Origin of the sequence: Streptomyces sp. NRRL B-24572, assembly GCF_002156145.1 — a bacterium.
Taxonomy (GTDB): Bacteria; Actinomycetota; Actinomycetes; order Streptomycetales; family Streptomycetaceae; genus Streptomyces; species Streptomyces vietnamensis.
Genome location: NZ_MWIG01000213.1, coordinates 1 through 11,760, shown reverse-complemented (window position 1 = coordinate 11,760; position 11,760 = coordinate 1). Strand labels below are relative to the sequence as shown.

The 11,760-nt window shown below is 74.5% G+C and carries 11 protein-coding genes; 7 read left to right on the top strand and 4 right to left on the bottom strand.

The genetic code is table 11. The features are described 5' to 3' along the window. The coding region (locus CCN56_RS13545; protein ID WP_086826775.1) for a PLP-dependent aminotransferase family protein at positions 1 to 1,224 on the top strand (1,224 nt) is incomplete at its 5' end. Here CCN56_RS13545 and CCN56_RS13540 read toward each other — a convergent pair. Beyond that, a complete protein-coding gene (locus CCN56_RS13540) occupies positions 1,199 to 1,687 on the bottom strand; it encodes an N-acetyltransferase (RefSeq protein ID WP_086826773.1) in 489 nt (162 codons plus the stop codon). The genes CCN56_RS13545 and CCN56_RS13540 overlap by 26 nt on opposite strands. Next, positions 1,671 to 2,576 carry a Gfo/Idh/MocA family protein gene (locus tag CCN56_RS13535; protein WP_086826770.1) on the bottom strand — a complete coding sequence of 302 codons (906 nt, stop codon included), beginning with the start codon at positions 2,574 to 2,576 and terminating at the stop codon, positions 1,671 to 1,673. The genes CCN56_RS13540 and CCN56_RS13535 overlap by 17 nt, the downstream gene beginning before the upstream one ends. Here CCN56_RS13535 and CCN56_RS13530 point away from each other — a divergent pair. The 5 genes from CCN56_RS13530 to CCN56_RS13505 all read left to right on the top strand — a co-directional run bounded on the left by CCN56_RS13530 (position 2,575) and on the right by CCN56_RS13505 (position 8,352). Continuing rightward, positions 2,575 to 4,158 (top strand): hypothetical protein, encoded by a 1,584-nt coding sequence (locus CCN56_RS13530; protein WP_256961957.1) that lies wholly within the window; start codon positions 2,575 to 2,577, stop codon positions 4,156 to 4,158. The genes CCN56_RS13535 and CCN56_RS13530 overlap by 2 nt on opposite strands. Continuing rightward, positions 4,155 to 5,306 (top strand): hypothetical protein, encoded by a 1,152-nt coding sequence (locus tag CCN56_RS13525; RefSeq protein ID WP_086826767.1) that lies wholly within the window; start codon positions 4,155 to 4,157, stop codon positions 5,304 to 5,306. Before CCN56_RS13530 ends, CCN56_RS13525 begins: the two co-directional genes overlap by 4 nt. 156 nt (positions 5,307 to 5,462) lie before the next feature. Further along, positions 5,463 to 6,494: a glutamine synthetase gene (gene glnII / locus CCN56_RS13520; protein ID WP_086826766.1), complete on the top strand. Its 1,032-nt coding sequence runs from the start codon at positions 5,463 to 5,465 to the stop codon at positions 6,492 to 6,494. An 88-nt stretch (positions 6,495 to 6,582) separates the two neighbouring features. Then, positions 6,583 to 7,497: a hypothetical protein gene (locus tag CCN56_RS13515; RefSeq protein ID WP_086826764.1), complete on the top strand. Its 915-nt coding sequence runs from the start codon at positions 6,583 to 6,585 to the stop codon at positions 7,495 to 7,497. Positions 7,498 to 7,806: 309 nt separating this feature from the next. Then, positions 7,807 to 8,352: a winged helix-turn-helix domain-containing protein gene (locus CCN56_RS13505; RefSeq protein WP_086826760.1), complete on the top strand. Its 546-nt coding sequence runs from the start codon at positions 7,807 to 7,809 to the stop codon at positions 8,350 to 8,352. Here the strand turns inward: CCN56_RS13505 and CCN56_RS13500 are convergent, their stop codons facing one another. Both CCN56_RS13500 and CCN56_RS13495 read right to left on the bottom strand, forming a co-directional pair. Next, complete coding sequence (locus tag CCN56_RS13500; protein ID WP_086826758.1) at positions 8,353 to 9,789, bottom strand: PepSY domain-containing protein; 1,437 nt, start codon at positions 9,787 to 9,789, stop codon at positions 8,353 to 8,355. A gap of 51 nt (positions 9,790 to 9,840) precedes the next feature. Further along, on the bottom strand, positions 9,841 to 10,434 hold the full coding sequence (locus CCN56_RS13495; RefSeq protein WP_256961956.1) for a hypothetical protein: 594 nt from the start codon (positions 10,432 to 10,434) through the stop codon (positions 9,841 to 9,843). Between the two features lie 370 nt (positions 10,435 to 10,804). Between CCN56_RS13495 and CCN56_RS13490 the strand changes: the two genes are divergently transcribed. Continuing rightward, on the top strand, positions 10,805 to 11,760 hold a 956-nt coding region (locus CCN56_RS13490; RefSeq protein WP_107484147.1), incomplete at its 3' end, for an NAD-dependent epimerase/dehydratase family protein.

The following is an 11,760-nucleotide window of genomic DNA, read 5'->3' as shown; positions in this document are numbered from 1 at the left end:
TACGCCGGGCTGGTCGCCGAAGGCTGGCTCACCTCCCGCCAGGGCTCCGGCACCCGCGTCGCCGAGCGGGTCGCCGCGCCCGCCCCCGGGCCCGTACGCCCGGCCGCGCCGCCACCGCTCCCGTACGACCTCGTCCAGGGCAGACCGGACCCCGGCGCCTTCCCGCGCGGCCCCTGGCTGGCGGCGGCCCGGCGGGCCCTGACCGACGCGCCGCACGAGGCCTTCGGGAGCCGCGACCCGCACGGCCGGATCGAACTGCGCCGGGCCCTGGCCGAGTACCTCGCCCGGGTCAGGGGCGTGCGGACCTCACCGGACCGGATCGTGATCTGCTCGGGCGCCGCGCACGCCCTCCGGCTGCTCGCGCGGGTCCTCGGCACGGCCGGGCCCTGGGCCGTCGAGGCGTACGGCCTGCCCTTCCACCGGGGCCTCCTCGCCGAGACCGGGGTCCGTACGGTGCCGGTGGGGGTCGACGGCGACGGGGCCCGCACCGGGGAGATCCCGCCCGGGGCCCGCGCCGTGCTGCTCACGCCCGCCCACCAGTTCCCCACCGGCGGGCCCCTGCACCCCGAGCGCCGGGCCGGCGTCCTGGAGTGGGCGCGGCGCTCCGGCGGGCTCGTCGTGGAGGACGACTACGACGGGGAGTTCCGATACGACCGGCGGCCCGTCGGCGCCGTCCAGGGCCTCGACCCCGAACGGACCGTCCTCCTCGGCTCCGTCAGCAAGAGCCTCTCCCCCGCGCTGCGACTCGGCTGGATGTGCCTGCCGGCGGCGCTCGTGGACGGCGTCGTCGCCGCGAAGGGGGAACGCGAGCCGTACGCCTCGGCCACGGACCAGCTCACCCTCGCCGACTTCCTCGGCTCCGGAGCGTACGACCGGCACGTCCGGCGCATGCGTCGCCGCCACCGGGAGCGGCGCGACCGGCTCACGGCGGTGCTCGCCTCCCGGGTGCCGGAGGTACGGGTGACGGGCATCGCCGCCGGTCTGCACGCCGTCCTGGAGCTGCCCGCCGGCACGGAACGGGCGGCGCTCGCCGCGGCCGCCCGGCACGGGGTCGCCACGGAGGGCCTGGCCTCCTACCGCCACCCCGACGCCGAGGGCCCCGCCCATCCGGACGGCCTGGTCGTCGGCTACGCGACGCCGCCGGAACGGCTGTACGGGGCCGCCCTCGAGGCCTTGGGGGACGCCCTCGCCGAGAGCCTCAGCCGCTCAGCCTCTTCGTCATGAACAGCTCCTGACCCGCGCCGCCGTCCGGTGCGTACCCGAGGCGCTCGTACAGCGCGATCGCCGGGGCGTTGGACGCCAGTACGGAGAGCCGGAGGACGCCCGCCCCGGTGCCGTGGGCCCAGCTCTCGACGGACGCGATCAGGCGGGCCGCGAGGCCGTGGCCCCGGGCCCCGGGCGCGACCCAGACGGAGCGCAGCTCGGGTACGGCACCGGGCGCGAGCAGTCCGGCCGCGAGGCCCACGGGCCGGGCACCGATGACCGCCAGGACACCGTACGCGGCGGGGTCGTCGAACCGGGCCCGCCACTGCTGCTCCCCGCCCCGCTCCCAGTCGGCGAGCCGCGCCTTGAACGCCTCGGGCGAGGCGGTGAGCGAGGCGATCCGGGCCTCGCGCCAGAGGGGCCAGTCCGCGGGCGCGACGGTCCGGAGGACCGGTCGGCCGGGGCCGTCAGCCGCTGGTCGCACGACGCTCCGCCTCCGTGAGGATCTCCGTGATGCGCAGGCCGAAGCGGGCGTCGCAGGCGTGGGGTTCGCCCGTGCGGGCCGCCGTGACGAGGGCGTCCACGGCCGCCGCGAAGGCCCCCACCGCGCCGCCCCAGCGGGGCAGTTCGGCCCGGCCGCCGGTGCCGTACAGGCTGAGGGCCGCCTCCGCCGCCTCCGGGGGCGCGCTCAGGGTGAGCGTGGCCGTGCTGCTCGCGCCCGAGGCGTGGCGCAGCACCAGGTGGCGGGTGTCGTCCGGGCCCTGGGCCGCGGTGACCTCGGTGACGTCGCCGAGGACCGGCAGGAGGACGGAGAGGACGTGCGGGCCGACGTCCCACAGGCCGCCCTTCTCCCGCCGCCAGGGCGAGGCCGCGTACGCGCTGGTGGAGCCGGGGCCGTAGAGCGAGCCCAGCCAGTGGGCCTCGCCCAGGAACCAGCCGCCCGCCGCCGCCTGTTCGTCGATCCAGCGGGCCGTCGGCTCGGCGAACCGCAGGGTGCAGAAGACCACCGAGGCGACCCCGGCCGCCTCCACGGCCTCGGTCGCCTCGCGGGCGAGCGCCACCGTCGTGGCGACCGGTTTGTCGAGCAGGACGTGACAGCCGGCGGCCGCGGCCCGGACGGCGAAGGGGGCCTGGACGTCCGGTGGGAGGGCCAGGGCGACGGCGTCGCTCGCGGCGAAGAGGGCGTCCACGTCCTCGTACGCGCGCGTGCCGGACGCGGCGGCGAGCGCGGTGGCCGCCTCGGGGCGTCTGCCCCACACCCCGCTGAACTCGACGCCCGGATGCCCCGCGAGCGCGGGCGCGTGCGTGCGTTCGGCCCAGGGGCCGGTGCCGAGGAGTCCGATACGGGGCTTCGCGCCCAGCTGCTTCGCCATGCCCCCAGTCTGCCGGGCGCCACCGACAACGACCGCTGCCCGTAATCCGCTGGCGGTCCTCCCCCGGCCCGGTGCTAGCGTTCCCGGGCCGGCCGCGGGACTCCGGTGCGACTTCCGGAACCTGCCTCTACAGCAACGTCTTCGCTGCTCGCGCCCCCATTCCCCGGCCGGCATCCATGCGCACGAAGGGGAGGGTGCCGTGTCCGAGCTCGTCGCCGCCGAGGACGTGCTCCTCTTCGTCAACGCCGCCGTGACCGCCACCGGTCAGCGCGAGTTCCGCTCCTCCGCAGCCGAGCAGCGCTTCTCGCTCGCCTTCCTCCACGAGTACGTACGGGTCAACTACCGGCCCGTGTACGCCGCCGCCCTCGCGCTCGACATCAACGACCACAACGCCGCGCTCGTCGTCGAGCACCTGCTCCGCACCCCGCAGGAGGCCGAGCCGGGCGAGGGCCGACTGATCGCCGCCCGTCTCGCGCTGCTGCCGCCGCAGCGGGTCTACCGGCTCTTCGGCGCGCTGCGCGCCGCCGGGGTCAACAACCGCCGCACGCGCGCGATCGTGCGCGCGTGGCTCGCGGCCCGCCCCGATCCGGCGCTTGACGCGGTGAAGTACCGGACCGGTCTCAAGACCGCCCTCCGGCACGTGCACGCCCGGCCGGCCGACCCCGAGGCCGGCGACTTCCTCTTCGCACCCGGCCGTCGGGTCCGCTACGAGAACGCCACGCTCGACGCCCACCGCCGGGCGCACTACGAGCAGAACGCGCTGTACGAGCTGCCGTTCACGGTCGCGGAGGGGTTCGCCGCCAAGCACGGCATACCCCGTGCGGTGTTCCTGGAGCGGATCGCACCCCGGATGACGCGGCTCGAACGGCTGCGTACGGACCGGGCCGCCGATCTGTCGGTCATGCCGCTCACCCGGCTCGCCCTGTACGTCCTCGCCCTCCCGTTCGCCGAACGGGTGGAGCGGCGGGCCGAGCTCACCGGTGCGCTGCGGGCGGCGGCCCGGCGCGCGGCGGGGCCGTACGCCGGGAGCTGGGGGCGGGTGGCGGCCGTGCTCGACGACAGCTTCTCCTCCTCCGGTTCGGCGGTGAAGCGGCGCCGTCCGCTGGCCGTGGCCCTCGGCTGCCACTTCCTCCTGGAGGCCCTCGCGTCCCCGGGGGCGTACACCCCGCTGTGGACGTCGGGCGGAAACGATCCGCTGCTCGTCCGGCCGTACGGCCCGACCCCGCTCGGCCGGCGGATCCTGGACGCCCTGGACACCGGTCCCGAGCGGCTGGTGATCGTCTCGGACGGCTGGGACAACGCGCCTCCGGGGCTCGCGGGCGAGGTGCTGCGGGTGTGGCGCACGCGCCTCGATCCGGAGCGGCGGACGAGTGCGGTGCACCTGAACCCCGTATACGACGCGGAGGGCTTCGACGTGCGCCGACTGGCCCCGAGCGTGCCGACGGCGGGGATCAGGGACGCGGAGGATCTGGCGGCCCTGGTGGAGATCGCGCAGTTCGCGGAGGGACGGACGGGTTTCGCGGAGCTGCGGGCGTATCTGGACCGGCGGGTGGAGCAGTTCCTGAAGGAGGCGGGGGCGTGACCCGGATCGATCTGAGCGGGCTCGTCACGCGGCCCGCGCAGGTGTGGGGCGGGGTGCGGCTCGTGCCGCTCGTGCGGGACGAGCCCGTGCCGGGGCTGCGGCTGCACCGGGAGGTGTACGAGGGGTGGGGTGCGGGCTCCGTCGAGCTCGGCGACCGGACCGCGTACACCTCGTACATCCCGCACGGCTTCGTCGCCGACTGGACGGGTACGGGGGCGGAGGCCGCCTCGTACGGGACCCGACTCGGGGGCGACGGGGAGCAGGCGGCCGTGCCCGTGCGCCGGCTGCACCGGATGGCGAAGCGCCGGGGGCGCGAGGACCGGCTGCGGTTCCTGCCGCTGCACCTCGCCCTGGAGGGCTATCTCGCGCTGCACTTCGGCGGGCCGTCCGTCGTCTGGGACGACTGGTCCCGGGAGGCGCTGCGGCGCGGGCTCTCGCCGCGGGCCGAGGCGGCGTACGCGGGGTGGGCGGTGCCCGGACTCGGGGAGGCGCTGCGGGTCTTCGAGCTGCATCCGGGGCAGTGCGGGCTGCTCCTGTACGTGGCCGACGCGCTGGCCTCGGCGTTCGTGGTGCCGCACCCGGACGACTACCGGCGGCTGCATCCGACGCTGGTGGAGGACCTGTACGGGGAGCTGGTCCACCAGTACGCGTACTACGGCGCCCCGGTGCCCGAGTTCACGGCGCGGATCCGGGACGGCGCCGGCGGCATCCGCGGGCTCGCGGACCTGCGGGCGGCAGCGCTCGAACAGGAGCGGGCGTGGGCGGTGGCGCACGACGGGCTGATGGCGCGGGACCTCCTGGAGACCTCGTACTCCTTCGAGCGGGTCCACCGGATGGGAGGCTTCGACCTGCACCGTTTCCTGCCGCCGTTCGAGCGGGGCGGGCGGGAGCAGCACATCGGCGAGGTGATCACCGACCGGAAGGGGCGGGCGGCCTATCTGAAGACCTTCCGGCTCTCCGAGAACCAGATCCGGAAGGGGTACCTTCTGAACCGGCTCGCGGAGCACGACTGGCACCTCGGGCGGACGGCGGAGGCGCTGGGGACCTCGTACGCCGAGGTGGTCCGGCGGGTGCGGGGCGCGGGGCTCGGCGGGCTCCTCGACGCGCACACCGTCGCACGACGGCTCCGCGAAGATCGGGAAAGCTGAGTAACACGGGGTTCACATTCGGGCAACCGACGGGAAATCCCGTGTTGCCAAGCTGCGGTCGAACACAAACAGCGCAGTCAGCGTTGAGACCGCAGCTTCTCGCAGTGCCGCGAGCCGCAGCGGAAACCCGCAGCAGCACGCCAAAGGATGAGACCCGTGACCTTCAAGGCTGAGTACATCTGGATCGACGGCACCGAGCCGACCGCGAAGCTTCGCTCCAAGACGAAGATCATCGCGGGTGAGGGCCTCGCCCTCGACGAGCTGCCGATCTGGGGCTTCGACGGTTCCAGCACGAACCAGGCCAAGGGTCACGCCTCGGACCGCGTCCTCAAGCCGGTCTTCTCCTGCCCGGACCCGATCCGCGGCGGCAACGACGTCCTGGTGCTGTGCGAGGTCCTCAACACGGACATGACGCCGCACGAGTCCAACACCCGTGCCGCGCTGGCCGAGGTCGCCACGAAGTACGCCTCCCAGGAGTCGATCTTCGGCATCGAGCAGGAGTACACCTTCTTCGACGGCACCCGCCCGCTCGGCTTCCCGGTCAACGGCTTCCCGGCCCCGCAGGGCGGCTACTACTGCGGCGTCGGCGTGGACGAGATCCACGGCCGCCCGATCGTCGAGGCGCACCTGGAGAACTGCCTCAAGGCCGGTCTCGGCATCTCCGGCATCAACGCCGAGGTCATGCCCGGCCAGTGGGAGTTCCAGGTCGGCCCGCTGTCCCCGCTCGAGGTCTCGGACCAGCTGTGGGTCGCCCGCTGGCTGCTCTACCGCACGGCCGAGGACTTCAACGTCTCCGCGACGCTCGACCCGAAGCCGGTGAAGGGCGACTGGAACGGCGCGGGCGCGCACACCAACTTCTCCACGAAGGCGATGCGCGAGGGCTACGACGCGATCATCACCGCGTGCGAGGCGCTCGGCGAGGGCTCGAAGCCGCTCGACCACGTCAAGAACTACGGCGCCGGCATCGACGAGCGCCTGACGGGTCTGCACGAGACCGCCCCGTGGGACGAGTACTCCTACGGCGTCTCGGACCGCGGCGCCTCGGTCCGCATCCCGTGGCAGGTCGAGCAGGACCAGAAGGGCTACATCGAGGACCGTCGCCCGAACGCGAACGTGGACCCGTACGTGGTGACCCGCCTCATCGTGGACACCTGCTGCGAGGCCCTGGAGAAGGCCGGCCAGGTCTGATCCCGCGCACACCCTGACAGGGGCGCCCGCCGTTTCACACGGTGGGCGCCCCTGCGGCGTTGTCAGTGAGGTCTGTGACAGTGGGCCCATGCTCGACATCGCGGTGCAGACCGAGAACGGGGAGAAGCACGTCCGGCCGTCCGAGGAGGACCTGACCGGGCTCGTGCGGCGCATCGGCGCCGAGGGGGACCGCTTCCTGGTCCTCCAGCGGATACCGGACCTGCCGGACGTCTTCGCGCAGGTGTGGCACGACGCCGGTGGGGACTTCCAGTTGGAGCACCGGGCCGGCGCGCCCGAGCTGCACTTCGGGACGCGGCTCGACGCGCCGGAGCGGGTCGCGGAGGTCCTGGCGGCCTGGGCCCGCGGCGAGGCCGCCTGGGACACCGGGCCGAGCTGGGAGAACATGGGCTTCCCGGCCGCGCCGGCCGTCCCCGAACTCCCCGGGGAGGTGCGGGAGGAGATCGAGAACCGGGTGCGTTCGATGCTCCTCTGCGGCTACGACGACCGGGCGCGGCTGACCCGGAGCGCCCAGGAGGACGTGTTCTCCCCGGACGAGCACCCGGTGTCCCGGGAGCAGGCCGCCGCGCTGGTGGACCGGCTGTGGCTGGAGCGGGTCGAGGAGATGGCGGGCTGGGAGGGCACGACCGACCCGGAGCGGATCACCGCCGCCTTCGCCGGGCTGGACGCAGCGGGAATCGTCGCCCGCGAGCACTTCACGTGCTGCCGGTCCTGCGGCACGGCGGAGATCGGCGCGGAGGACGGGGCGGACGGGGCGCGCGGTTTCGTGTACTTCCACACCCAGTGCACCGAGGGCGCGGCGAACGGCGGGCCGCTGTATCTGCTGTACGGCGGGTTCGACGACTCGGCGGAGACGACCGCGGCGGTCGGCGAGGAGGTGGCCGCGGCGCTGCGCGGGCAGGGGCTGGAGGTGCAGTGGGACGGGGACCCGGGGCAGGCGATCCTGGTCACGGGGCTCGACTGGCGGAGACGGCTGACCGGTTGAGCCGGGCGGCTCGTTTTCAGCCGGTGGAGCGGGGTGTGACGTGACAAGGGGTGCCCAGCTCTTTTCCCTCCTGGTTTAATAGGGATATGGCCATCATGCAGAACGACACCGCGACGGGTCGCCACGACCTCGAGCCGTTCTGGCCTACCCGGGCGCACCACGACTTCGACCGGTGCTGTCGACGCGTGAGGAACGCGTCGGCCCTCTAACGCCCCGATCGGTACACGGTCCGATCCCGGCCTTCGGCCGCACGCGCACGACGTACGAGACCTCTCCGTCCGTTTCCCCGCGCGAAAGAGCTGATCTGTCATGGCCCACCCCCAGAGCGCTTCCCTCACGGCCGTCCGTCCCGGCCGGCACCGGCTGCGTGCCGTCGATCCGAACGAGGTCGTCGACCTCTCCCAGGTGGCGGACTTCCTGCCGCCCGGCGCCACCCTGCTGCCCGCGCCGCAGCACACGCTGCCGACGCTGCCGGGGCGCCCGCCGATGGTCGGGTACCTCGTCCTCGTCCCGGCCGACCAGCAGCCGCACCTGCCCGTGGCCCCCGCGCCGGCCCCCGTCGCGGCGGAGGAGCAGGGGCCGGTGACCATCGACGGCGTCCGGCGGATCGCCCTCGTCGACGGGCAGGCCCTCGACCTGACCTACCTCGAATTCGAGCTGCTCGCCCACCTGGTGGCGCACCCTCACCGGGTGCACACCCGCGACCAGTTGGTCACGACGGTGTGGGGGTACGGGCACGTGGGCGACGGCCGGACGGTCGACGTGCACGTGGCCCGGCTGCGCCGCAAGCTGGGCGCCGAGCACCGCCACACGATCCAGACCGTGCGGCGGGTCGGCTACAAGTACACCCCCTGATCAGGCCGTTCGGGACCTCGCCCCGACCCTGGACACCAGTGCCAGGGCGAGGTCCACGGCCAGGAACAGCAGCAGGCTGACGCCGAGGAGCGGTACGAACCAGGCCACGGCCGCCGTCACCGCCGCGAGCGGCAGCAGCAGCGTCACCGGGACCTTCCGCCAGGTCCCGCGCGCCACCGGACGGCCCGGGCGGCGCAGCCACCACATGCGGTAGCCCCAGAGGATCAGCAGGATCAGGGCGAGCGCGAGGGCCGCGAGCGCCAGCTGGTTGAACAGGCCCAGGAAGACGCCCGTGTGGGCGTCGATGCCGATGCGGGTGAGCTTCGCGAGCAGCGGGTGGTCGGCGAAGCGGAGCCGGTCGAGGACCGTGCCGTCCGCCGGGTCCACCGCCACCGAGTCCAGCTGGACCGGGAACTGCGTGTCGGTCTCCTTGATCACGTATCCCTTGCCCTCGGCAGGGAGCGTGACCGAGATCGAGGGGCCGTCGATGCCCGCCGCGCGGGCCGCCTCGACCGCCTTGTCGAGGCCGATGTCCGTGGTCTGCGGGCTCGTTGCGCCGTGGTGGCCGCCGTGGCCCTGGTGCCCCTCGTGGCCCTGGTGCCCCTCGTGTTCCGAGGACGGCTTCGTCCCCGCCGAGAGCGTGGGGGTCGCGCCGCCGAGGGCGTCCTGGACGGTGCCGATGTTCTCGCCCGCGTACCGCGACCACGTCAGGCCGGTGGCCGAGAGCAGGACCAGGCCGACCGCCGCCCACAGGCCGACCGAGCCGTGCCAGGAGAGGGTGCGGCGGCGGGACTTCGGGCCCCGCTCGGGCAGCACGAGCGCCCGGCGGTTCCTCCGGCGCCGGCCCACCCAGAGCAGCACGCCGCCGAGCGCGATCACCCACAGCCAGCTCGCGGCGAGCTCGCTGTAGTTGCGGCCGAGGTCGCCCAGGTGCAGGTCCCGGTGCAGCCCGTCGATCCAGGTCCGCAGCGGAAGGGCGCCGGAGCTTCCGTAACTGGGCAGCCGCCCTCGTACCTCACCGGTGTACGGGTCGACGAAGACGGCGAGCGAGGTGCCCTCCGGGGCGTCGGGGTCGGCCATCAGGACCCGGGTGGTCGCGCCGGGTTCGGCGCCGGGCCGGATGGCGGTGACGGTGCCGTCGGGGTTCGCCTTCCGGGCGATGTCCACCTGCCGGGAGAGCGGCAGCGTGGTGTCGCCGACGGGGACCTCCAGCTCGTGTGCGTAGACGATCTTCTCCGCCTGGAAGGAGAGCGCGTAGAGCAGACCGCTGACGGCGGCCACGAGGAGGAAGGGGGCGACGAGGACGCCCGCGTAGAAGTGGAGGCGCAGGACGAGGGGGCGCAGGGCGCTCCACGTGCCGGGCCTGGAGGGGGCCGGGGCTGACGGTGGCGCTTCGGATGCGGGAGTTTCCGGGCGCGCGGGATCGCCGATGGTCATGACGGACTGTCCTTGGAGTCTGTGAGTCGACAGGGGGAAGCGACCCCCGGGTCAGACGTGTGCTCCGAGGGCCGTGGCGCGGGGTACGGACAGCCCGGGCGGGCCGCGCCGGGAGAGGGTGTGCGCGAGGACGACGGTGTGCGGGCGGCGGACGTCCCGCCGCGCCCGGCGGACCGCGCGGCGCGGGGTCTCGGGGGCGGGGACGAGGGCGCGGGTCCAGAGCAGGCGCAGGGGTGTGAAGGCGTACGCGAGGGCGACACGCGCGAGCGTGAAGAACGCGGCCTCACCACGGGCCAGCCAGAGGCCGCAGAGGAGCGCGGCGAGGAGGTGGACGGCGAGCATGCCGACGCCGCCGGAGACGAGGGGGCCGGTGGGGGCCGCGGTCGTCGCCATGCCGGGCATGTTCTCCATGCCGGGCATGTTCTCCATGCCGGGCATGGCGTGGTGCATCCCCGCCATCCCCTGCATGTGCGCCGACTCGTGACCCGCCGTCGAGAAGAGCAGGTGGAGCGTGCCCTGGAGGACCAGCAGCGTCCCCGCGATCGTGGGCGTACCCCTGCGTCGTCCGGCCCCGGCCCAGGCGGTCGCCGCCGTGGCGGCGAAGGCGCCGAGCAGCGTGGTCGCCGGAAGCTGGTGCGCAGACATGGACGAATGCCCCACGGCGGCCAAAGTCACGCACACGACCGCGAAGAGCGCGGCTCGCAGGGCGCGCAGGGGCGACCGGGCATCCGTCATCACCTGTCATGGTGTCATCCCGCCGGATGGCCGGGCAGGGCACCTCCCCGCCTGAGCCCGTTGCGCTCCTCCCCGGTGGAATCCCTCCCGGAGCCGAGACTCAGGGGTCTGGACACCCTCCTCGGCGCAGGCACGGCCCGGTTGCACGACGACGGGCGGATCACCGCCCTCGGGACGGGCGCGCGGTTCCGGGCCGGCCCGCCCCGCCCAGGCGGACAGAACCCGAGCCGAACTTTGCGGTTCGCACGGGTTCGCCCAGCTGATCAGAGACACTCGGATCATGAAACTACTGATACTCGGAGGCACGGAGTTCGTCGGCCGCGCGATCGTCGAGGACGCGCTCGAACGGGGCTGGGAGGTGACGGTCTTCCACCGGGGCCGCCACGAGGCTCCGGCGGGAGCCGCCTCGCTGATCGGGGACCGCACCGCCCCCGACGGTCTCGCCGCCCTCGCCACCGGTTCCTGGGACGCCGTCGTGGACACCTGGTCGGCCGCGCCCTCGGCGGTCCGGGACGCGGCCCGGCTGCTCGCGGACCGGGTCGGACGGTACGCGTACGTGTCGAGCCGTTCCGTGTACGCCTGGCCGCCCGCCGCCGGGCTCGCGGAGGACGGCCCGCTCGTGGAGGGCTCGCCCGACGACGGGGAGGTGCCGTACGCGGAGTCCAAGCGGGGCGGCGAGCTCGCCGCCACCGCCGCCTTCGGACCCGACCGGACGCTGCTCGTGCGCGCGGGCCTGATCCTCGGCCCGTACGAGAACGTGGGCCGGCTCCCCTGGTGGCTGGGCCGGATCGCGCGCGGCGGGCCGGTCCTCGCGCCCGGGCCGCGCACGCTGCCGGTCCAGTACATCGACGCCCGCGACCTCGCCGCATGGACGCTCGACGCCGTGGCGGCGGGGCTCTCGGGGCCGTACAACCTGGTCTCGCCGCCCGGGCACACCACCATGGGCGAGCTGCTGGACGCCTGCGTACGGGCGACGGGGGCCGACGCCGAACTGCGCTGGACGGAGCCGGAGGCGCTCCTCGCGGCCGGGGCGGCGCCCTGGACGGAGCTGCCGGTGTGGCTGCCGCCGGGCGAGATGTACGACGCGATGCACACCGCCGACGTCTCCCGGGCCCTCGGGGCCGGGCTGCGCTGCCGCCCGGCGGAGGAGACGGTCGCGGACACCTGGGCGTGGCTGGAGTCCCTCGGCGGAGTCGCCCCCCAGCGCCCGGACCGCCCGGGCGCTGGGGGGCGACT